The sequence below is a fragment of the Mucilaginibacter sp. CAU 1740 genome (assembly GCF_039839285.1).
Classification (GTDB): Bacteria; Bacteroidota; Bacteroidia; order Sphingobacteriales; family Sphingobacteriaceae; genus Mucilaginibacter.
Genome location: NZ_JBDOQS010000001.1, coordinates 210,196 through 233,300 on the forward strand (window position 1 = coordinate 210,196; position 23,105 = coordinate 233,300).

Sequence of the window (23,105 nt, forward strand, 5' to 3'; positions counted from 1 at the left end):
TCAAATTAAAGATAGGCAAAATCCCAAACACAACTGTAACTATAGAAGAGATATATCATCAGGCAATAGCTGATGATTTTACCTTTCTAAGCATTCATAATAATCATTTGTATTTTTATGAAGAAGTTCCCCTTTTCGAAAATCATCGCGATCCTTTTGATCGATTACTGATTGCAACTGCTGTTCAGGAAAATGCGATCATGTTATCGGCTGATGACAAGTTTAAATTATACGGCGACGTTTTGAATGTGGTTTGGTAGGGATTATACGGGCTTGAGCCTTACCAAATAACTACCCTATCCCCGCAACCTCACTCAATAAACTCACCGCTTCATCAACACTATCAATCCCCTCAATACCTAAACGAAGTGTATTCTTCACTTCTTTCAAACTGGTGCGCCTTGGGTTATTCTTCACAAAATCCAGCACATTACGGAAAGCTTCGGTTTCAAAATAGCTTGATTGCTGGTTGGTGATAAAATATCCCCGCAACACATTCTTTTTAAGAGAGATCTTTTCAAACCCAATCGCTTTACCCAGCCATTGTAAACGCATGGTATTGAGCAGGCTGTTAACCTGCGGAGGCACCGGGCCAAACCTATCATGCAGTTTTTGTTGAAAGGCCTCCAGTTCAACCTCATTTTCCAGTTTGGAAAGTTCGGTGTACAGGTTGTAGCGTTCAGAAATATTGGTCACGTATTCATCAGGGATCAATATCTCCAGGTCAGTATCAATTTGAGTGAAGGAGATGTATGGCCGTGGCTTATCCTCGGGGAATACATCTTTAAACTCATCATCTTTTAACTCTTGTATGGCTTCGTCTAATATCTTGTGGTACATCTCGAAGCCTATCTCTGCAATAAAGCCACTTTGCTCGGCACCAAGCAGGTTACCGCTGCCGCGGATATCCAGATCGCGCATGGCTACGTTGAAGCCGCTACCAAGATCACTAAACTCCTCAATGGCGCTAAGACGTTTGCGGGCCTCGCTGGTTAAAGTTGATAATGGCGGACTTAACAGGTAACAATAAGCCTTTTTATTGCTCCTGCCCACGCGGCCGCGCATCTGGTGCAGATCGCTCAGGCCAAACATGTGGGCGTAGTTAATGATAATAGTATTGGCGTTAGGGATATCCAAGCCGGCCTCGATAATGGTTGTAGCCACCAGTACATCATACTCGTGGTTTACAAACTTCAGCATCACATCTTCCAGGTCATCGCCTTCCAGCTGACCGTGGGCTATGCCTATCCTTGCTTTTGGTACCAGCTTGCGGATCATGCCTCCCAGTTGTGGCAAATCGGCAACGCGGTTATGGATAAAGAAGATCTGCCCACCGCGGTCAATTTCAAACTCAACAGCTTCTTTTATCAGTTTATCGTTAAACACATGCAGCTCGGTAACTACCGGCTGGCGATTTGGTGGTGGTGTTGATATGATGGAAAGATCGCGCGCGCCCATTAACGAGAAATGCAGCGTACGCGGGATAGGCGTAGCGGTTAGCGTAAGCGTATCCACATTGGCGCGCATCTGTTTCAGCTTCTCTTTGGTTGATACGCCGAATTTTTGCTCCTCGTCGATGATCATCAAACCGAGATCCTTAAACTTCACATCTTTACTCACCAAACGATGTGTGCCGATGATGATATCAACCTTGCCTTCCTTCAGTTTCTCCAGCGTATCCTTGATCTGACGGCTCGATTTAAAGCGGTTTACATAATCAATATTGGCAGGGAAGCCTTTAAGCCTATCGGTAAAAGTTTTGTAGTGCTGGGCCGCTAAAATGGTGGTCGGCACCAGTATGGCCACCTGCTTGCTATCAGCAACAGCCTTGAATGCCGCACGCACCGCCACTTCGGTTTTACCGAAACCTACGTCGCCGCAAATGAGGCGGTCCATAGGGTGGGGCGATTCCATGTCTTTTTTGAAATCGGCCGTGGCTTTTTCCTGGTCGGGGGTATCCTCGTACAGGAAAGAAGCTTCCAGTTCGGTTTGCAGGTAACTATCGGGCGAGAAGGCATTGCCGTGCTGGGCCTTACGTACGGCATAAAGCTTGATCAGATCGCGGGCTATGTCCTTAACTTTTTTTTTTGTTGTTTTTTTGAGGCGCTCCCAGGTATCAGTACCCAGCTTGTTCATACGAGGAACGGTACCCTCTTTGCCGCTGAATTTAGAGATGCGGTTAAGTGAGTTGATGTTTACATACAGCAGATCGTTATCGGCATAAATTAAGCGGATCATTTCCTGTTGTTTGCCGTTTACATCAACCTTTTCCAGACCGGCGTATTTGCCAATGCCATGGTCAATATGGGTTACAAAATCGCCGGGCTTGAGGTCGCGCAGTTCTTTCAGGGTGATGGCCTGCGAGCGCTGGTAGCCTTTGCGGGTTTTGTATTTGTAGTAGCGATCGAAGATCTGGTGATCGGTATAGCAGGCTAATTTTTGTCCCTGATCGATAAAACCTTCACGTACCGAAATGCTGATCGGCGTAAATTTTACGGTTTTATCCAGATCGTCCAGAATGGCATATAAACGCTCAACCTGTTTGGCAGAATCGGTGAGGATAAAATTCTCGATCTTATCGGCTTCGTTATTTTTAAAGTTGTGGATCAGCAGCGTAAAATCTTTATTGAACGATGGCTGCGGACGCATATCAAAATTGATAACCGAAGCATCGTTATAAAAAAACTGCTTCCCAAACTCTACCACCGGGAAATCATGCAGCTGATCGCCAATCAATTTCTCATCCGTAAAGCCGAATTTAGGGTCTATCCAATCCGGGTTTTGCGTTTTTTCATCGGCAGAAAGAGCCTTCCAAAGGTTAACTGCTTTTTTGTAGCCTGTTTGAATAATATCCAGTGTAAACTGAACATCTTTTATCCATACCTGCGTTCCCGGCTCAACATATTCCAGCAATGAAATATTGTTTTCGGTTAAAAACTTCGATTGCACGTTAGGTACAATGGTGATGCTTTTAACCCGCTCGGCCGAAAGCTGGCTCTCGATCTCGAAGGTGCGGATAGATTCGATATAGTCGCCAAAAAACTCCACCCGGTAGGGCAGCATGTGCGAAAACGAGAAGATATCAACTATACCGCCGCGAATAGAAAATTGACCCGGCTCGTACACAAACTCAACGCGCTCAAAATCGTATTCAATTAAAAATTCGTTGATAAAATCAATGCTCAGTTTATTTTCAACAGCGATTTCGAGGGTGTTTTTTTCGAGTGCGGCACGGTCTATTACCTTTTCGGCGAGGGCCTCTGGGTAGGTAACTATCAGCTGGCCATATTCGGTGCTGTGGTTAAGCTCATTCAGTACCTCGGCGCGGGCAAGTAAGTTGCTGCTATCGGGCTGGGTAAACTCAAATGGTTTGCGGTAAGATGAGGGGAAGAGCAGGGCTTCTTTACCGGTAAGGTTTTCCAGATCGGCCTGGAAATAGCCGGCTTCCTCACGGTCGGGCAGCACAAACACCATGTGTTTGTGCTGCAAAAAGTACAAAGCTACCGCCATGGCCGAATCGCTTGATCCCACCAAACCACGGAGCTGAACCCTTGGATTTTTTGAGGCGTTGAGCGCGGTGGCCAACGCTTTGATCCGGTCATCAGCTTTGTATCTGTCTAATATATCGCGGATATTCAAATCGGCGCAAAGATAAGCAAAAAACCAAAGCCCGATTAAAAAGCGTTGAACCTAAAAATTAATGCAAACAATATGCAGGCTTATTTACTTTTAAATGATAAATTTATGCATGTAAGCAGGCATAAACATATTTATAAACCCAAATAAATTTATAATCATGAAAAATGCAGTTTTATCAGGGGGCATTATCGGCATATTAAGCATACTATGGATCTTTTTGATGCCCCGTTTAGGTGTGATGCCGCAAAAAGATGTGGTATCCCCGGCCGAGTATTTTTCGTTCGTTATACCGGCAATCGGTTTGTTTTTTGGCATCTGGAGCTATCGTAACAACGAGTGCAAGGGGCAGATGGGTTTTTTAGAGGCCCTTTTTCAAAGTTTTAAAATTTTAATTGTAGGCGGTATCATAGCCGTTTTCGGATCCATCCTTTATATCAGCTACGTATCATCATCGGGCAATAATATTAAAGATTTTTCTGAACGGATATTTGGTGCATTGATAGTTGGGGTGCTGCTCGCCTTCGCGGCATCGCTGTTGTTCACTAATAGAGCAAACAAGGTTGATTAAGCGATTTTTTTCGAGATACTTCGAATTGTTTTTCTGGATTGCCGCCGTGCTATCCATGGCGATGACTTCACCAACCGAAGAGTCGCATTTTACACTATGCCCGCTTAAATTGATGGGAATAGGCTGGTGCCCCGGTTGCGGCCTGAGGCACAGCATTATTTACCTGCTGCATGGCGATGTAGCACGCTCATTCAACGCGCACTGGCTAGGCATCCCCGCTTTAGCAGTAATACTTAACCGCATTTTTGTGCTTACCAGGGCAAGGTTGCAGGAGGGAAGGCAGTTTAGGAGCGCGGTTTAACCCGACGTTATTTGCGAGGAGGTACTACGAAGCAATCGCATGCTATACAGGGCGACCGTGCTTACGTGCGGTTGCCACGTTGCGCTACCCATGACAAGTTAAAAAAGGTTTGTCATCCTGAGTAAGGTTTATTTGCGCGCAAATAATAGCATTGCAGATGATATTTTTGCGCGTCTGATTATCAACGCGTTATAGACTTGTCAATGGCAGCGATAGCGAAGGATCTTCTTCAACAAGCATGGCCGCTATACAGAGCGAAGAAGATGCTTCGTACCTCAGCATGACAAATGGGCGAATGTCATATTTCTTTCAGAGACCTCAGTTTTTACTTACTCACAATGAAATGAATAAGTACGCACCCCGTCGGTAAAATTTCTCCTCCATTTTTCACCGCCAAAACCTATCCTTTTACCGACATCTTATCTCCGCTAACCTATCTCCCATAGGCGTTTGTATGCTGCCGCGATACCTTTACATCATAAAACAATCGCAAACTTTAAAACTTACTAAAATGAACACCTATCAAAATCCATATATGTCATTCGACGGTATCACTTCCGAAGAATATACATTTCTGCAACAGGCTACAGCCCAGTTAACAGAAGACCAGGCACGCGTTTTTATGTCATTCTATGCCAGCAAAAGGCGTAACCCACAAGACATCATGTTCGCAACATTGGCCGGTTTCCTTGGTGTATCAGGTGTACAACGCTTCATGACAGATCAGATAGGTATGGGTATCCTGTACTTTTTCACCGCCGGTTTCTGCTTTATCGGTACCATTGTTGATTTGATCAACTACAAAACCATCGCCAACGATTACAACCGCCAAATGGCCTACGAAAGTTTCAATATCGCCAAAATGAGCAACAACAAACCTCTTTAAGGAGTAGTTTCACTATATATCAACAAAAAATCCACCTTCTGTTACGGGGTGGATTTTTTTATGTTATTAAAAACGTAAAACATGTCATTGCGAGCGCAGCGTGGCAATCGCATGCTATAAAGGGCGGCTATGCTTCTGTGCGGTTGCCGCGCTGCGCTCGCAATGACATGTAAGTAAAAGAGAATTTTACTTCATCGATTTGTCCCTGATCTCCTTAAACTCCGAACCCGCTTTCCAACCCGGGAATGTTGTTTCGGCGCTCAATTTGGTGCCCACGCGGTAAAGGATATCAGCAATTTGCGCCATGCCCGTTGCATCCATGGTATCGCTATAATTATCGGCCTGTTGATGATAGCGGTTGTCGCCATAATCTTTTTGTTGGGCCTCGCCATATGCCTTATCATGTACCACGCTGATGCTGCCTGTATTGATATCTACAGCAGGTACACCTACCTTGGCAAAGTTAAAATGGTCCGACCGGTAGTAGCTGCCAGACCCAGGGTGCCTGTCGCCAACCGTAGTAAGGCCATCATTTTTCGCTATCTCTTCAACATAATCTTCCAAGTCGTTTTGGCCTTTGCCGGTTACGGCTATGTCTTTCGTTTCGCCATAATCGCCAAGGGCATCCATATTAAGGTCGGCCACGGTTTTGTTGAGCGGGAAAATAGGGTGGGTTGCGTAATATTCAGAACCTAAAAGACCTTGTTCTTCAGCCGTTACTGCCAGGAAAACAATTGAGCGTTTCGGTTTTTCCTGCGCCTTAACAAAAGCTTTGGCTACGCTGAGCATGGCGGCAACACCATCGGCATTATCAACTGCGCCGTTGTAAATGCTATCTCCTTTGGCATTGGGTTTTCCTACGCCAAGGTGATCCCAATGTGCGCTGTACAACACATATTCGTTAGGCTGGCTGCTACCTTTTAGTGTAGCCACAACATTATGCGATGTAGAGTACTTCAGTTTATTATTGATAGTTAAAGTAACCGATTGGTTAAGCGGTATCGCTTTAAAATCTTTTTTGCGGGCCAGGGCGCGGAAATCGCCGGTGATGCCCGCTTGCGCCAGTAGTTTTTTGCCTGCCGCCTCGGTTATCCAGCCTTCAACCTTGCAACGGTTCATGTGCTTATCGGCTTGCTGCAGGTAAAGTTTAGCGCCGGTATTGCTGTTTGATACTACTTCCCAGCCGTAGCTTGCCGGTTCGGTTTGGTGGATAATGAGTACCCCGGCAGCACCCTGACGGGCGGCTTCTTCGTATTTATAGGTCCAGCGGCCGTAGTAGGTCATGGTATCGCCTTTAAAAAAGTGCGGGTCGCCGTTTTTAAAGCCCGGATCGTTTACCAGCACTACAACGGTTTTACCTTTTACATCAAGGCCCGCATAATCATTCCAGTGATATTCTGGTGCTACTACACCGTAGCCTGCAAACACCAAAGGCGAGTTTTTAAGCGATACCGAATCAACCTCACGGCGGCTAAAGGTCACAAAATCATCTGTTACTTTTAATGATAAGGGTTGTTTACCGCCGCTAATTTCCATTGCGGGCGATGGGGAACTGGTGATCTCAACCAGCGGTACGTCTTGAAAATAGCTCCCGTTATTGCCCGGTTCCAAACCTATCTTTTTAAACTGTTCAGCAATATAATTGATGGCCTTGGTTTCGCCAGCGGTAAAAGGCTTGCGGCCCATCATCGAATCGTTGGCCAGCGCCGAAATATATTTTTTGATGTCGGCACCGGTAACCGATTTTTCAGCGGGTACGGTTTTATTGTTCTGGCAGGCTGCAAAAAGGGCAAGCCCGCCCAAAAAGGAAAGTTTAAGGAGTTTGTGTTTCATAGTCAACAGATATTAAAAAAGCGGTAATTATGCTAATGAACCGAATTTACATAAATAGTTAGTAAAATATGAAAGAGGGAACGCATATACAGGAGAAATGAGAATGAAATGGCGTTGTTATTTGTAATTGTTTAATCGCGGTGTATCTTTAAGCTATACCTAAAAAACAATGAAATATATTTTTCTTTCGATAGGATTGTTAGTATCGGGAATGGCTGCAGGCCAAAATAAACTTCCTGTTATTAAAGCGACATCCAAAAGCATAGCTATTAACGATGGCGGCTTTTTGGATAAAAATGCCTGGTCGTTATCTCCCAAAACCCGACCGGATGTTTACACCGCCGACAGGACACGCCAAACCAAGTGGGTTACTTTTTACACCGATATCGATTCGATAAGGGTAAAAGTAAAACCCGGTACCCGGTTTGATTTTGTAATCCTGCTTAACGGCAAGGATTCGTGCTTTACAAGGATAGCCAGCGCTATCCCGCCAGAAAGCAAGCGGAATACTACACAGAAAAATGACACTATTCCATTTAAGCTTACCGCATTTAATGCTATCGCCGTAAAAGCTGTATTGAATGATATGGATACATTGAACCTTGGTTTTGATGTAAGCTCGTTCGATTTTCATTTAACCCGGGATGCCATCATCAAAAAAACAAAACTGTTGTCCAACCATGCCGATGTATTGGCAGATAAAGCAAAGCCCAATTTTAATACGATGAACAAAGCGGAAAAGCTGCAATTGGGCACAGCAATTTGGCATAACCAGGAAATACTGCCTACAGGCATAACCTCGCATGAGATGGATGGCCGCTTTGGTTGGAATTTGTTTGAGGGCAAACAGGTAGAGGTTGATTATGATAATAGCCGGATCATTATCCATAACCAGCCAGCCACTGGACTGAAAGGTTACGAAAGGTCGAAGATTGGCTTTGTACGAGGGTTTGGCTATGCTAACGGCGCGTTTGAAATAGCCGGTAAAAAATATACTGGCAAGTTTTCGATGGATACCGGTTCCGAACAGGAGCTGATTGTTGATAGCGGCTGGGTAGCCCGTAATAATTTTCCTACCGATTTGAAATTGATCAAGTCATCCGTGCTCCACGATCCCCGAGGAACAGGATACCAGATCAGGATTGTGGAAGCACCGCTTTTCAGGGTAAATGGCTTTCCTGTTGCCAATGTGGCCACGCTTATTTTAACAGGCAAAAACCCGGTAGGCTTTGAAATGAACTTTTTTGGTAATGGACTTTTAAAGCGTTTTAATATGATACTCGATTTTAAAAATGATTACCTGTATTTAAAGCCGAATAAATTATCTGCCTGAACTCGATTTGCTCATTACAAGGTAAAAAAGCGTTGCCATCCCTCAGTGTTACAAATGGAAGAAGAGGTATGTGACAAAGCAGATAAGACTTACGAAGTTTTTAAAACTTCGTAAGTCTTGACTCAAAAGCTGTATTTAACTCCCTTGCGGCACCGCCCAGCTTTGCGCATCAAACACCGGGTTCACATCCATATTGTCGTATTGGATCTCGAGCTTTTGTCCTCCACTTGTTGAGGCTTCGCGAAAAGGAATTGTGATGCCCTGCACCGGCCGCATGTCAGATACAACGGAGGATGAGGCTTTACTGCCTACCTTATAAGCATAAGCCATCAGTTGGTTACGATCATTTATGGCAAATACAAAATCGTTGCCATTCAGTTTACAAGCAATAGCGTAAGCATTACTGTTAGGGACTTTCTGGGTGTTCACGATCTGCATTTGATCCAATGCCGATTTACGTAAGCCAATTACACCGGTGTACAAGGCTGTTTTGATCCCGGCTACACCTACTGTCGGTAAATCTGTTTTACTGCCGTTGCTCCATTGCCAACCACTATCGCCTTCGGTTTGCTGTACTGAGACCGGTTTGCCATTTTTCCATACTTCAACTCGCACTTTATTGCCGGGGATATCGATCAATTCAACAACTTTTAACCCTGCAACGGAACCTGTTAAGCGAGCGGTTTTAAGGCTGTTCAATTTATCGCCTCCATGCGCCGCGTTAGCTTTTAATAGCAAGGCTTTGCCATCGGCAGCGGCGATGTTGGTAGTAGTAGATGTTGATGCTGTGGCCGATTTTACCGGTGTGCTTGTTTTTGCGCTTTGGTCCTCATCTTTCGCGAAAAACACTTTGCCATCGCATATAGCCATCCGGTTTTTGGTATCCATATCGCAGAAAAAGCTGTGCTGTTCGGTGTGCCCATCTTTAAAAGTAAGTATAAGCACCCCCTTGTTTAATTTATAGGTACCGCTGCCGCCGCCGCTTTTGCTGGCACCGCCGCCTATGGCATCGGCAGATACAACCGCGACTGACGAATGCGAATCGCTGAAATTGCCATTGGCATCAAACTGTAACCCACGCTGGCTCATCGAACCAACAAAGGCCATCCCGCTACCGGGGCCGCCGCCGGTTGTGCCATTGGTAAACGCGTAATATCCGGGCGGCAATTTATCGCCTTGTAATTTGAACAATTCGTAACTGTAGCAAAACAGCGAACCATACTTGGTTATGGTATAGTGGTAAGTGCTTTTAGGGTAATGCATCGTAACCTCGCCATTGGCTACCTGATATTTGCCACTTACGTGTGTTTTCCAATCGGCACCGCTCATTTCTTCGTTAAAAGTACCATCGGGCCGGAAGAGGATGGCAACGTCGCGGCGGTTCATGCCGCTACCAATCAGCGGACTAAGCGTAAACTCGCATCCGGCATAAACGCCATCAAGCCTGGTTTGGGTAGAAGCATGATCTGCACAGCAAAATAAAAAAGCAAATAGTATCAGCAGGAATTGTTTCATCGTGTGTAGGTTTTTATCTGTTGGTAAAATGGGTTATGGGCTAATTCCCTGTTGGCGTTGCCCAGTTTTGCGCGTCAAGCACAGGGTTCATATCTATATTATCGTATTGTATATTTAGTTTTTGATCACCACTTGTGGAGTTTTCATGAAAAGGGAGGGTGATGCCTTGTACCGGCCGAAGATCTGAAACCACCGAATAGGATGTTTTGCTACCCAGCTGGTAACCATAAGCCATCAACTGGCTTTGATCATTGATGGCAAATACACAATCGGCACCATTTAGTTTACAGGCAACGGTGTAAATGTTATTGTTAGGTACTTTTTGAGTTTTTACAATTTGCAGCTGGCTAAGCAGCGGTTTACGTAAGCCCAGCACGCCGGTGTATAAAGCTGTTTTAACCTCGGCAACGTTATTGGCCGGCAAATCTGATTTATTACTTCCATTCCATTGCCAGCCGGTATTGCCTTCGGCTTGTTGTACCGAAACAGGCTTGCCGTTTTTCCATACTTCAACCCGCACTTTGCTGTTAGGGATATCAATTAGTTCAATAACTTTTAACCCGGAAACCGAGCCAGTTAGGCGCACTGTTTTCAAAGTATTCAGTTTATCGCCGCCGTGTGCCGCGTTTGCTTTTAAAAGAAGTGCTTTTCCGTCCGGAGCTACTGTGCTTGCGTTATTGGAGGATGTATTAGCTGTTCTTGCTGTTTTGGCTGCGGTAGTTGGTTTAGTATTATTATCGTCACTTTCTGAAAAGTAGATACTGCCATCAACAACGGCCATGCGCGTTTTAATATTCAGGTCGCAAAAAAAGCTGTGCTGTTCGGTGCGGCCATCATTAAAAGTTAATGTAAGGGCACCCTCGTTTATTTTATATGTGCCGCTGCCGCTTGCACTGGCGGTACTGCCACCGGCAACATTCTCGCCTGATATAGCAGTAGTTGATAATCGGGAATTGCTGAAATGGCCCTTACCGTCAAAATTCAATCCCCGCCTGGTTGTAGCGCCAACATATGTGGTACTGCCGCCACTGCCGCCCATAGCGCTTACAAACGAGTAATAACCTGCCGGGATGGTGTTGCCCTGCACTTTATCCATCTGATACCCATAGCCGAAAAGCGAATTGCCTTTTAAAGTATATACCGATGAGCCTTTTGCATATTTAAGAGTTACTTTGCCGCTGCTTATTTCATATTTCCCGCTTACATTGGTTTTCCAATCAGCACGCTCAAGTACATCATTAAAAGTACCATCAGGCCGAAAAAGTACGGAAATATCACGCCGGCTCATGCCGCCGCCAAATATGGGGCTTGGTGAAAACTCGCAGCCGGCGTAAACACCGTTAAGCTTGCCCTGAGCGAAAAGGTTATCTGAACAGAAAAATGAAAGAGCAAATAATACCAGCAGGAATTGTTTCATAGGGCGTCGGTTTTTGTCCTAAACCCTGTTTGGTGATTTTTGTTTGTAGAAATGTTTTAATTAATATGTAATTAGCGGGTCGAGTTAATTAACAAAGCAGGCTTCTTGGTTCCCTCCTTGGGGAGGGGCGCGATGGCAAGTGCGGTGGCAGGGAGGGGTTTATGCGCCGAACTGGCTGAAAGGATTGGCGTATAAACCCCTCCCTACACCCTCCCATGGGAGGGAATCGCACAACCCCTGCTTTTAGTGTGGCGGCACATCTATCCATCAACAAAAACGGCCGCGAAGAAAACCTCTCCGCGACCGCTCTTAAAAAACTACTAAATAGTTTAAGCTTTTTCTGCTTTTGATGATTTGTTGATCCCCGCTTCGGCAATCTGAGTCAGCAAACCATCACAGTTTTTTTCTTCCTGTAAGGTTGAATCCAGCAATTCTGCGGCATGGTCATAGCCTAAAACGCTGGCCATGGTGCGCAGGGTACCGTACGAAGCAATTTCATAATGCTCAATTTTTTGCGCTGCCGAAATAATACCTGCGTCGCGGGTTAAGCTGCCCTTTTCTGTTTCGGCAACAATTTCTTCGCCCTCTTTGATCAGGCCGGCCATCGCTTCACATTTAACGGCCACGGCTTTTTGGCCGATAGATGCAAAGGCATCTTCAAGGCGGGTGATCTGACGCTCGGTTTCTTCAATGTGGGTTTCAATAGCCGAGCGTAGCTCGTCGGAAGTGGCAGCTTTGGCCATTTTAGGCAGTGCTTTTACCAGGTGCTTTTCGGCCCAGTAAATGTCTTTTAACTCGTCGATAAATAATTCATTCAATGCAGATTCCTGCACGCTTTCGGTTTGTTCGGGTGTTTTTACTTTAGTGGTTGCCATGATAGATGTTTTTAATGTTTTCCGGATAGGAAACTACAAACACAGCGCCAAAAAATATTTAATTGAACAATAAATTAATTATTACGACAATTTGAGTGTGAGCAACAAAGCGATCAAGGGAGAGGTTTAAAACCATAAGTTCTAAAAACTAAACAGGGTGACTGGTTTTAAGGAATTTTCCGACTTAAAACTTTTTACTTAAGACTTGGAACTTATTAAGCCCCCTTTTTTGTCTTCAAGCTCGCCATTAATTGATCGTACAAGTCATCGCTGCCGGTTTCACGTGGTTTAAGCTTTTTAACTTTGGCGCGCTTGCCTTTGGCTTTTGCTTCGATAATTTTGAGTAACTCGTCATTGTATTCATCCTTAAATTTGGATACATCAAAATCTTCCGCATACTGGTTGATGAGGTTTAGGCCCATATCCAGTTCTTTTTTGCTCACCGTTACTTTATCGGGCAGGTTCAGATCTTCGGTGCCGCGAATTTCCTGACCGAAACGGATGCGGGTTACCACCAAAACATTTTTAAGCGGGTGAACAATGCAAAGGCTTTCGGTACTGCGCAAAACAAAACGAGCCAGTCCGGCTTTTTTTGATTGGGTAAGCGCCTGGATCAGCAGGGCATAGGCCTTGTTGTTTTTGGTATCGGGTTCGGTATAGTACGATGTTTCGTAAAACATGGGGTTTACATCGGCAATATCAACAAAGCTTTCTATTTCAATAACCTTACTTTTTTCGGGAGCGGCATCTTCAAAATCGCTGTCGTCAACAATTACATATTCGTCATTGAGCTTGTAGCCTTTTACAATTTTATCGTAGGGTACTTCTTTATGCGTGTTTTCGTTAACCCGCTGGTAACGGATGCGGGCATGATCGCGGCTATCCAGCATATCAAAATCAAGTGAGCTGGTCTCGACCGCCGAAAATAATTTAACAGGGATGCTCACCAACCCAAAACCTATCGAGCCTTTCCATATCGACCTCATGATCATGTAGTTTTAATAGTTGTATAACTGATAAATGGGGAAAGGGTTTGCCAGGCGGTTTACTCACCCCAGCATCGCTGCGCTCGCCACCCCTCTCTACGCTTCGCGTAAAGAGGGGATAGTGGATAAGAAAAAAAGTTCTCTATCCCTCTTTACTGCTTGCAGTAGAGAGGGTGGTCCAGCGAAGCGTAGACCGGGTGAGTAAATTCAGCGCTATGCACATTTCCCTCAAACAAAACCGCCGCTTGTTTTATTTACATGCATATCAATCGCTTAGCAAATAATTGTAGCCTCGCTGTTACAAATTAAACCAAATGCCCGTTACCTTAGTCATATCATCAAATAACATACACATGAAAAAGCTATTTATCCTTGCCGCACTATTAGCAACTACCTTTGGCGCTTTTGCCCAAAATGTTGACTTGAGGCGTAAAATTGAAGTTACCGGCATTGCCGAGCAGGAGGTTACTCCCGATATTATCAACGTGACCATATCACTACAGGAATATATGGATGGCAAAAAACACATTGCCATTAATGACCTTGAGGCACAACTTGAAAAAGCCGTTAAAGAGGCCGGCATTCAACCGTCAGATTTTACGGTAAACAATGTATCGGCCTGGAATAACACCTATCAAAAAAAGAAAACACCGGATTTTTTGGCCGGTAAACAATACTGTTTGCGCGTGCGTGATTTGAACAAGTTTAACCAGATCATGTCGAAAATTGATCCTAAAGGCATCCAATCTACCAATATCGATAGCTACGACTACTCGAAAATGGCCGACCTGAAACGCGACCTTAAAATTAAAGCCCTGCTTGCAGCCCGCGATAAAGCTACTTACCTGCTTGCAGCCCTTGGCGAAAAATTGGGCGGTGCCATCAGTATTACCGAAAGTGATAATAGCAGCTTCCCGCAGCCACGTATGTACGCTATGGCCAACACGGTATCATTCAAAACTGCCGATAACAACGTAGGCGATTCGGATATCAGCTTTAAAACCATTAAACTGAACTTCCAGATCCAGGCTGTATTTGAGATAGCAAAGTAACTCCCCTATTCCCCGAAGGGGGAGCTTAAAAAACTGAAGCCTCTGTTAAAACAAACAGGGGCTTTTTTCATTATTTTGGATAACAAATTCTCTTTGGGTTTTTGGAAGTAAAACTTTAATCACATCCTGGATTATGCAATGGTTTGGCAGACGCGAAAGCGATAATGTTGATGACGAACGTGGTGGCGGCGGCGGTCGCCTGGCTATCAGCGGCGGTTTACTTGGCCTGATAGGGGCCGCTATTTATTTTTTTACGGGGATCGATCCTTCGGCGGTATTAAACCAGGTTGCTACCAATCAACCCAGGCAGGAGCAAAGCGCCAATAATGGTCCCGAAGATGAGGGCAAGCACTTTGTACGTGTGATATTGGCCGATACCGAAGACATCTGGACAAAGCTTTTTAATGATATGGGCCGCACCTATGAAAAACCCCGACTTGGATTGTTTAACAATTTTGTTGAATCGGCTTGCGGGAACGCCACTTCGGCGACCGGCCCGTTTTATTGCCCCGGCGATTCGAAGGTTTATATAGACCTTTCATTTTATGACGAACTAAAAAATCGTTTTGGGGCCGGCGGCGATTTCGCGCAGGCCTATGTAATAGCGCACGAGGTTGGTCACCACGTGCAAAACCTGCTTGGTATCTCGCAAAAAATGGATGCAGCCCGATCGAGATTAAGCCGGAAAGCGTACAATAAGCTATCTGTAAAGCTGGAACTACAGGCCGATTTTTATGCCGGTGTATGGGCGCACTACGAACAAACCATGAAAAACGTACTTGACAAGGGAGATGTTGAAGAAGCCCTCAACGCAGCCAACGCCATTGGCGATGACCGTTTGCAAAAACAAGCCCAGGGCCATGTTGAGCCCGATAGCTTTACCCATGGTACCAGCGCTCAGCGTGTGTACTGGTTTAAAAAGGGTTTCGAAACTGGGGATATTAACCAGGGAGATACGTTTGGGAACGGGGATTTGGAATAAAAAATGACATTTGTCCTTTGTCATGCTGAGCGATAGCGAAGCATCTTCTTCGCCCTGTATAGCAGCCGTGCTTGTTGAAGAAGATGCTTCGCTATCGCTCAGCATGACAAACTTTTTTAATTATGTCGCGCGAGGCAGATCCTATCTACTACGCCCACCAAAAAAACCTTAAAAATTACCGCATAAGTTATATTTTTATAGCTTATGCCCTCATCAGCGTCATTAAAAAAAATACGTCCTATACAGCTTGTGGCTGTAATTTTCTTTACCGTATCTGGCGGGCCGTATGGGCTTGAGCAGTTGCTTAGCTATGCCGGAAATAACGCGGCTATACCTATTTTACTGATCACCCCTTTGCTGTGGGATGTGCCGGCAATTTTTACTGTGCTTGAGCTTAACAGCATGATGCCCATTACCGGTGGCTATTACCGGTGGGTAAAATATGCTTTAGGCACCCACTGGGGTTTTGTTGAAGGCTGGTGGACCTGGTTGTATACTTTTATTGACCTGGCCATTTATCCTGTGCTCTTTGTACTTTATGCCACTTATTTTTACCCCGATCTGGCTCAGCATAAGCTGGCGGTTTGTCTGGTGATTATATGGGCTTCGGCGGGTTTGAATATATTGGGTATCGTGCCGGTTGGCAAGGTGTCGTTGGTTTTGAGTGCGCTGGTGATAACGCCTTTTATTATTGTTGTTGTTCTGTTTTTTTACCAGAAGGGTGGTAGTTTGCATATTCCGGCACCTTCATTTAGCGGGGTTAACTTTCCGTCGTTTGGTACAGCATTATATACCGTGATGTGGAACTGCCTGGGCTGGGATAATGTAACCACTTATGCTGAAGAAGTTGAAAAACCGGTGCGCTCTTACTTAATATCTGTGCTGAGTGCTTTCGGCCTGGTGATGGTTGTTTATTTCTTTACCATTTGGGTGGCGCAGCAATCGGGCATTAACCATGCTAAGCTTGAAAATGATGGCTTTCCGGCACTGGGCGAATTGATTGCCGGGCGATGGCTTGGATCTGTAATTGCGTTGGGAGGTATGGCCAGTTCGTTAGGGATTTACGCGGCGGTGCTGCTTTCGGTATCGCGTGTGCCGCAGGTAATGGCCGATGATAAGTTATTGCCCCGTTTTGTCAGTAAGCTGCATAGCAGGTTTAAAACGCCTTATATATCAATTATTATCTGTTCGTTGGTGGTGAGCCTGATGGTACTATGGTCGTTCGGCGAACTGCTCATCATCGATGTTACTGTCTATGGTGCCGGGCTTTCGTTGGAGTATGTATCGTTGATCAGGTTAAGATTAAAAGAGCCGGATAAGATCCGTCCGTTTCGTATTCCGTTGGGAGTAGGGGCGCTTTGCCTGGTTTTGTTGCTACCGCTGGGTGTTTATGCTGTTGCTTTGATCGGTGCTTTTACCTCATCGGACGAAGCTTTTAAAGCGGCTTTGTTTGCTGTACTGGCCCTATCGAGTGCATGGGTTGCTTGGGGAGGTGTTCGGTTTAATGGGTGGTTACAGAGTAGGAAATATAGCAACTAAGTGGTTTTAACCAAAGAGTTACCATTGGGGTATTGTATCTAAAAGGGAGAGGTGCGAGGGCGGCGTTAGGGATTGCAGCGGAAAACCCACAGCCGCGGTGGCCTCTGTGTAAGCCTGGCGAGGATTTGCAGCGTAAAGCCCGCCCGTTGGCTAACGGGAACGCCCATATTTTGATTTTGGATCTGTTTTCAAAGACTTGTTTAAAAATGGTTGGAGATTTTTATGTAGAGACGCATCACATGCGTCTCCCGCAGGACAAGCGGCGTTGCTCATCAATTAGCTTCCTTAAATTGCATACGATAGACGCATGTGATGCGTCTCTACAATTAATAACTTAAATCATCCTTCTTAAAAATACTTTTTCTAAAACTTTTAATCGGTTGCGGATATTATACAGATATCTATGAAAATCAATAATTAAAAAAAGTATTATGAACTCACTCCTGTATGTTATTGCAGTTATCCTGATTATAGGATGGGCAATCGGCGCATTTTTTACATCGGTAGGCGGCCTAATCCACATTTTGCTGGTGATCGCTATTATAGCACTTCTGTTGGGCGTTATCAGGCGCTCATCGGCTATATAACGCCGACCGAAATATAAAATTGATGCCCCGGCTTTTAAACCGGGGCATTTTTGTTTGGTATCTTTGCGTTTTACCTGCATCAAAACATTTTAAGCGCAATGGCTGGCTTCAAACAATTCTCTTTTAAAAAATTCGGGTATCTTGATTTTGAACATGATTACACCACACAGGTGCAGAAAAAAGATTACAGCGAATTTATCCAGATACTGTATGTAAAAGCAGGAGGCCATACGATTATTGATTTTAAGGAATATGATTTAAAACAGGATTCGCTGTTTTTCATTAACCCCGGCCAGTTTCATAAAATTGATGATAACTGCATAGGCACTATGCTGTACTACAACCGCGATTTTTATTGTGTTGAGTTACATGATAAGGAGGTAGCCTGCGATGGCATCCTATTTCATAATGTTTACGATATCCCGGTAGTGATGATGGATGAACAATACTCGGCGCTGATGCAGGCATCCATCAAAGAAATAAAGGTCGAAATAGATGCCAGCGATAGTAGCGTTGAAGAGATGCTGAGAATTTTGTTAAAACAGATCATTATCCGCTCAACCCGCATCTGGAAACAGGAACACCAGGTTACCACCGAAGAAGCCCGGCAAGAAGTAGAGTTTTCGCGCAGTTTTAGCCAAATGGTGGAGTGGAACTACACCAAACTGCACACCGTAGCCGATTATGCCGATATGCTGAACATTACGCCCAAAGCGCTTAATAAACGCATTACCCGCTACAGTAATACTACTCCAAACGATATCATCAAAAACCGCATCATCCTTGAAGCCAAGCGCCTGTTAGTGCATACGCAGCTAAGCGTAAAAGAGATAGCGTATAAATTGGGTTATGATGACCCATCGTATTTTATAAGGTTGTTTAGCAAGCAGGCTGATACATCTCCGCAGAATTTCAGGACACTTTACTCTGGAACAGAAAAATAGGCTCCATTTTACTGCAAACTGAAAACTGCCACTGTAAACTGAACGAAAGGGGAAAAACGTCCTATCCCTGTCTACATCCGTGCATTGAGTGGCCTTGATCAGCGCCCTACCTTTGTTGTGTACAATAAGAGATCAAAAACTTAATTACATAACAAAATGAAAACTCCATCAATAACCAACAAAATTGCAAGCGTAATATTAACCTTAAGCTTAGGTACAGCAGCTTCGGCACAAACCGTACAACCTATCGATCCTGCACAGGACCCGCATATTGAAAGCAACGTTAAAGCGTTTTTAAATGTGCTTAACTCGGGCAATGGCAAACCGCTTGAACAACTTTCACCCAAAGATGCCCGCGCGGTACTAACCGGCGCGCAGGAATCGGTAAAGTTTGATTACAGCGATATCACTGTTACCGAAAAAACTATTACAGAAGACGGGCAGGAAATAAAACTGGATATTGTTAAGCCGGCCAATGCCAAAGGTGTGTTGCCTGTGTTCATGTTCTTCCACGGCGGTGGTTGGGTGCTTGGCGATTTCCCTACCCACAAACGTTTAGTGCGCGATTTGGTAGTTAACTCTGGTGCCGCTGCCGTATTTGTAAACTACACTCCATCACCCGAAGCTCATTACCCGGTAGCTATTAACCAAGCTTACAGCGCCACCAAATGGGTTGCCGCCCATGGTGCCGAAATTAATGTAGATGGCAAACGTTTGGCCGTGGTTGGTAACAGCGTAGGCGGTAATATGGCTGCCGTAGTTGCCATGATGGCCAAAGACAAAAAAGGCCCCGAAATTAAACTACAAGTGCTTTTATGGCCGGTAACAGATGCCAACTTCGAAACCGGATCATACAACCAATTCGCTACCGGCAGGTTCCTGACCAAAAATATGATGAAATGGTTTTGGGATAACTATACCACCAACCCCGACGAACGTAAACAGATCTACGCTTCACCGCTGCAAGCCACAACCGATCAGTTAAAAGGCCTGCCAACAGCCGTAGTTGAAACCGCCGAAAATGACGTGCTGCGCGACGAAGGCGAAGCCTATGCCCGTAAACTGGACGAAGCCGGTGTTAAAGTAACCGCCATTCGCTACAATGGCATGATCCACGATTGGGGATTGTTAAACCCATTGGCAAAAGTTCCCGGAACAGAATCAGCGATGTTACACGCTGCCGCCGAGATCAAAAAAGCGTTAGTGAAATAAAGAACCTTAATTGGTTTGATTTTAGGATTGCCCGATGCCGCAAAGCACCGGGCAATTTTTTTAGTATAGCATGGTTTTTGTATAATTGGGTCAGATCATCAGGAAATCTTTAAATCAAGTGAATCAAGGTTCATATTGAAGAAAGTCCTTTAACCAGATGCATCAAGGTTCATGAATATAAACAGATCAGCTTTTTTACTTATCGCTTCAGTGATCGCGCTGAGCGCATGTTCGCCTAAAATACAACCGCCATATGAGGCCACGAATAAAGTGTACCACACTCAAACTGATTCGTTGGTTGATGTAATTACCCGCGAACAACCGGCCATGCTGGTTGACAGCGCGGGCGGGGTTATCCCATCCGAGTGGGTTGGTACAGTTAATTTTAACCTCCGCAAACCCAACTATGTAATTATCCACTACACCGCGCAAGATTCGGTGAAGCAAACCCTCAACACTTTTACCCTGGTAAAACCACAGGTAAGTGCGCATTATGTGGTAAGTAAAGATGGTAAGGTGTACCATATGCTGAACGATTATCTGCGCGCCTGGCATGCGGGCATTAGCAAATGGGGCAGTATCAGCGATATGAACAGCTGCTCGATAGGTATTGAAATTGATAATAACGGACACGAGCCTTTTAATGATGTGCAGGTTAAAAGCCTGCTGGCTTTGCTATCCCAACTTAAAAAAGTATATAACATCCCGCAGGCAAATTTTATTGGGCACCAGGATATTGCGCCATTGCGCAAGCCCGATCCTGGGCCGCTGTTTCCATGGAAACTATTAGCGCAAAAAGGTTTTGGTTTTTGGAGGGAGGAATTGCTGGAGCTTCCGCCGGATAATTTTGATTATGCTACAGCGCTGAAGCTGATAGGTTATGATACCAGCAACCTGCCTGCCGCCATTGTAGCTTTTAAACGGCATTTTGTACAGAGTGATGAAACGCCGGTGATGACAGGATTGGATTTGAATATCCTTTATAATGTTTATAAGAAGTATTAGCGTTATGATTAAGAAAACGCTTTAAACCATGTCATTGCGAGGCACGAAGCAATCGCACGGAAGCATTGCCGCTCTGTATAGTATGCGATTGCCACGCTACGCTCGCAATGACATGGTTTTATCAGACTATGAAAGGTGTTATTTTCACTTAGCAAAGACCAATAAAAAGCCCCGATACATAAATTGTGCCGGGGCTTTAATTTTTAAGCTCTCCCTTTAGAGGGCTGGGCGATTAGTCAATCCACTCAAACTTAGTATAAGGTACCAATACTTCCGGCACTTTAATACCTTTTTCAGTCTGGTTGTTCTCTAACAAAGTAGCCACAATACGCGGTAAAGCCAATGCGCTACCGTTAAGTGTATGCGCCAGCTGCGTTTTACCATCGGCATTGCGGAAACGCAGTTTAAGTCTGTTGCTTTGGAAAGTTTCGAAGTTTGATACTGACGATACTTCCAGCCAGCGTTGTTGCGCGGCGCTCCAGGTTTCCATATCATAAGTTAAAGCCGAGCCAAAACCCATATCGCCGCCGCAAAGGCGCAATACGCGGTAAGGAAGGCCCAAGTTTTTTAACAAGCCTTGTACGTGGTTGCTCATCAGCTCCAATATCTCGTACGATTTATCTGGATGGGCAATGGTCACGATCTCCACTTTATCAAACTGGTGCAAACGGTTCAGGCCACGCACATGCGCTCCATATGAACCTGCTTCACGGCGGAAACACGGCGTATGACCGCAATTGCGGATAGGCAGCTGGTCTTCTTTCACAATCACATCGCGATACAAGTTGGTGATAGGCACTTCAGCGGTTGGGATCAGGTACAGGTTATCGATACCTACATGGTACATCTGTCCTTCCTTATCCGGCAGTTGTGATGTTCCAAAGCCTGAAGCCTCGTTTACCATCAGTGGTACGCTTACTTCGCTGTATCCAGCTTTTTCGGCCTCGTCAATAAAATAATTGATAAGCGCACGTTGCAGTTTAGCACCTTTACCTTTATATACAGGGAAACCCGCGCCGGTTATTTTAACGCCTAACTCAAAATCAATCAGGCCGTATTTGGCTGCCAGCTCCCAGTGCGGCAAGGCATCTGCAGGTAATTCCGGTTTATCGCCGTTCTCTAAAACAACCTCGTTATCCTCAGGTGTTAGGCCTTTAGGTACCGAGCTGTGCGGCAGGTTGGGCAGCAAAACCAATTTTTGATATAGTTCTTCTTCGGTGGTGGTTAATGCCTCACCTAACTTTTTGATCTCTTCTTTCCATGCGCCTGTTTTACCTTTAAGGCCTTCGGCTTCTTCCTTTTTACCGCTGCGCATTAGTTCGCCAATTTGTTTGGCAGCTGCATTGGCCTCGGCCGAAACGTTATCCATACTGGTTTGAGTGGAGCGGCGTTTATCATCCAGCTCAATTATTTCATCAACCAGTTCGGGCTGTTTAAAATTTTTTACAGCCAAACGTTCCAAAACCTGTTCCCGGTTATCACGGATATAACTAACTTGCAGCATTATTTTATTTTTTAGGCAAAGATATAATTAGTTCATAGTTTATGGTTCATAGTTCATAGCTCATTTTGTGAAATTTAAACCATCAAACCAATATCCATGAACTATGATCTATGAACCATGAACAATACTACAGGAAAACTATATTTAGTTCCCACCCCGATAGGTAACCTTGAGGATATGACCTTTAGGGCCATCCGCGTGTTGAAAGAGGCCGATCTGATCCTGGCCGAGGATACCCGTACATCGGGGCCGTTGCTGAAACATTTCGAGATCAATCAAAAAGTATTTGCTCACCATCAGCATAATGAACATCAATCAAGCAATGAGATCATAAAGTTTTTGCTGCAGGGAAAAAACATCGCGTTGATCTCGGACGCGGGTACGCCAGCTATTTCCGATCCCGGTTTTTTCCTTGTTCGTGAGGCTTTAAAATTTAATATCGCTGTTGAATGCCTACCCGGCGCTACGGCTTTTGTGCCGGCATTGGTTAACTCCGGTTTCCCTACGGATAAGTTTTGCTTTGAAGGATTTTTGCCCTTGAAAAAAGGCCGCCAAACCCGCTATAAATTTTTAGCGCAGGAAGAGCGTACCATTATACTTTACGAGTCGCCGCACCGTTTGTTAAAAACACTGGATGAGATGACAACCTATTTTGGTGCTGACAGACAGATCTCGGTATCGCGCGAACTAACCAAAATGTTTGAGGAAACCGTACGGGGGACTGTTGTTGAAGTAAAGCAATACTTTGAAACCCACCCTATGAAAGGCGAGTTTGTGATGTGCGTAGCCGGGGCCCCGGCTAAACCGGCAAAGGGAAAGTATGATAGGGATGAGGAGGAAGAAGAATAAATAGTATAAAAACCACCAACGCGTCATTGCGAGGTACGAAGCAATCGCACATAGGCAGGTCCGCCCTGTATAGTCCTC

At 45.0% G+C, this 23,105-nt stretch carries 19 protein-coding genes; 12 read left to right on the top strand and 7 right to left on the bottom strand.

The annotated features are described in order from the left end of the window. Positions 1-291 precede the first annotated feature (291 nt). The gene (gene mfd, locus AAFN85_RS00955; RefSeq protein WP_347525031.1) at positions 292-3,639 is read right to left on the bottom strand and encodes a transcription-repair coupling factor; all 3,348 of its coding nucleotides are present in this window, start codon (positions 3,637-3,639) and stop codon (positions 292-294) included. A 157-nt stretch (positions 3,640-3,796) separates the two neighbouring features. Between mfd and AAFN85_RS00960 the strand changes: the two genes are divergently transcribed. The 3 genes from AAFN85_RS00960 to AAFN85_RS00970 all read left to right on the top strand — a co-directional run bounded on the left by AAFN85_RS00960 (position 3,797) and on the right by AAFN85_RS00970 (position 5,394). After that, the gene (locus AAFN85_RS00960) at positions 3,797-4,207 is read left to right on the top strand and encodes a DUF4199 domain-containing protein (RefSeq protein WP_347525033.1); all 411 of its coding nucleotides are present in this window, start codon (positions 3,797-3,799) and stop codon (positions 4,205-4,207) included. Next, positions 4,200-4,508, top strand: a complete 309-nt coding sequence (locus AAFN85_RS00965; RefSeq protein WP_347525035.1) for a DUF2752 domain-containing protein — start codon at positions 4,200-4,202, stop codon at positions 4,506-4,508. Before AAFN85_RS00960 ends, AAFN85_RS00965 begins: the two co-directional genes overlap by 8 nt. Before the next feature lie 511 nt (positions 4,509-5,019). Further along, a complete protein-coding gene (locus AAFN85_RS00970) occupies positions 5,020-5,394 on the top strand; it encodes a TM2 domain-containing protein (RefSeq protein WP_347525037.1) in 375 nt (124 codons plus the stop codon). A 186-nt stretch (positions 5,395-5,580) separates the two neighbouring features. On the opposite strand, the gene AAFN85_RS00975 is transcribed toward AAFN85_RS00970, so the two are convergent. Next, a complete protein-coding gene (locus AAFN85_RS00975) occupies positions 5,581-7,227 on the bottom strand; it encodes a M28 family metallopeptidase (protein WP_347525039.1) in 1,647 nt (548 codons plus the stop codon). A gap of 169 nt (positions 7,228-7,396) precedes the next feature. Between AAFN85_RS00975 and AAFN85_RS00980 the strand changes: the two genes are divergently transcribed. Next, positions 7,397-8,560: a hypothetical protein gene (locus AAFN85_RS00980; protein WP_347525041.1), complete on the top strand. Its 1,164-nt coding sequence runs from the start codon at positions 7,397-7,399 to the stop codon at positions 8,558-8,560. Positions 8,561-8,695: 135 nt separating this feature from the next. On the opposite strand, the gene AAFN85_RS00985 is transcribed toward AAFN85_RS00980, so the two are convergent. The 4 genes from AAFN85_RS00985 to AAFN85_RS01000 form a co-directional block, all read right to left on the bottom strand. Next, positions 8,696-10,075, bottom strand: a complete 1,380-nt coding sequence (locus AAFN85_RS00985) for a hypothetical protein (protein ID WP_347525043.1) — start codon at positions 10,073-10,075, stop codon at positions 8,696-8,698. Between the two features lie 40 nt (positions 10,076-10,115). Further along, positions 10,116-11,492 (bottom strand): hypothetical protein, encoded by a 1,377-nt coding sequence (locus AAFN85_RS00990; RefSeq protein ID WP_347525045.1) that lies wholly within the window; start codon positions 11,490-11,492, stop codon positions 10,116-10,118. A 329-nt stretch (positions 11,493-11,821) separates the two neighbouring features. Further along, positions 11,822-12,367, bottom strand: coding sequence for a ferritin-like domain-containing protein (locus tag AAFN85_RS00995; RefSeq protein ID WP_347525047.1), 546 nt, complete (start codon positions 12,365-12,367; stop codon positions 11,822-11,824). A 215-nt stretch (positions 12,368-12,582) separates the two neighbouring features. Continuing rightward, the gene (locus tag AAFN85_RS01000; protein WP_347525049.1) at positions 12,583-13,353 is read right to left on the bottom strand and encodes a Ku protein; all 771 of its coding nucleotides are present in this window, start codon (positions 13,351-13,353) and stop codon (positions 12,583-12,585) included. A 353-nt stretch (positions 13,354-13,706) separates the two neighbouring features. On the opposite strand from AAFN85_RS01000, the gene AAFN85_RS01005 reads away from it, so the two are divergent. From AAFN85_RS01005 to AAFN85_RS01035, 7 genes are all read left to right on the top strand, one after another. Further along, the gene (locus AAFN85_RS01005) at positions 13,707-14,405 is read left to right on the top strand and encodes an SIMPL domain-containing protein (RefSeq protein ID WP_347525051.1); all 699 of its coding nucleotides are present in this window, start codon (positions 13,707-13,709) and stop codon (positions 14,403-14,405) included. Positions 14,406-14,538: 133 nt separating this feature from the next. Then, positions 14,539-15,387 (top strand): neutral zinc metallopeptidase, encoded by an 849-nt coding sequence (locus AAFN85_RS01010; protein WP_347525053.1) that lies wholly within the window; start codon positions 14,539-14,541, stop codon positions 15,385-15,387. Positions 15,388-15,591: 204 nt separating this feature from the next. Further along, a complete protein-coding gene (locus AAFN85_RS01015; RefSeq protein WP_347525055.1) occupies positions 15,592-16,926 on the top strand; it encodes an APC family permease in 1,335 nt (444 codons plus the stop codon). A gap of 431 nt (positions 16,927-17,357) precedes the next feature. Next, positions 17,358-17,513, top strand: a complete 156-nt coding sequence (locus tag AAFN85_RS01020) for a lmo0937 family membrane protein (protein ID WP_022832777.1) — start codon at positions 17,358-17,360, stop codon at positions 17,511-17,513. A gap of 98 nt (positions 17,514-17,611) precedes the next feature. Further along, positions 17,612-18,457: an AraC family transcriptional regulator gene (locus tag AAFN85_RS01025; RefSeq protein WP_347525058.1), complete on the top strand. Its 846-nt coding sequence runs from the start codon at positions 17,612-17,614 to the stop codon at positions 18,455-18,457. A 156-nt stretch (positions 18,458-18,613) separates the two neighbouring features. Next, the gene (locus tag AAFN85_RS01030; protein WP_347525060.1) at positions 18,614-19,669 is read left to right on the top strand and encodes an alpha/beta hydrolase; all 1,056 of its coding nucleotides are present in this window, start codon (positions 18,614-18,616) and stop codon (positions 19,667-19,669) included. A 171-nt stretch (positions 19,670-19,840) separates the two neighbouring features. Next, positions 19,841-20,674 (top strand): N-acetylmuramoyl-L-alanine amidase, encoded by an 834-nt coding sequence (locus AAFN85_RS01035; RefSeq protein ID WP_347525062.1) that lies wholly within the window; start codon positions 19,841-19,843, stop codon positions 20,672-20,674. 232 nt (positions 20,675-20,906) lie between these two features. Here the strand turns inward: AAFN85_RS01035 and serS are convergent, their stop codons facing one another. Then, entirely contained in the window at positions 20,907-22,178 is a 1,272-nt protein-coding gene (serS, locus tag AAFN85_RS01040) for a serine--tRNA ligase (protein WP_347525064.1), read from the bottom strand. Between the two features lie 117 nt (positions 22,179-22,295). Here serS and rsmI point away from each other — a divergent pair, with 117 nt between their 5' ends. Beyond that, entirely contained in the window at positions 22,296-23,027 is a 732-nt protein-coding gene (gene rsmI / locus AAFN85_RS01045; protein WP_347525066.1) for a 16S rRNA (cytidine(1402)-2'-O)-methyltransferase, read from the top strand. The last annotated feature ends 78 nt before the right edge of the window (positions 23,028-23,105 follow it).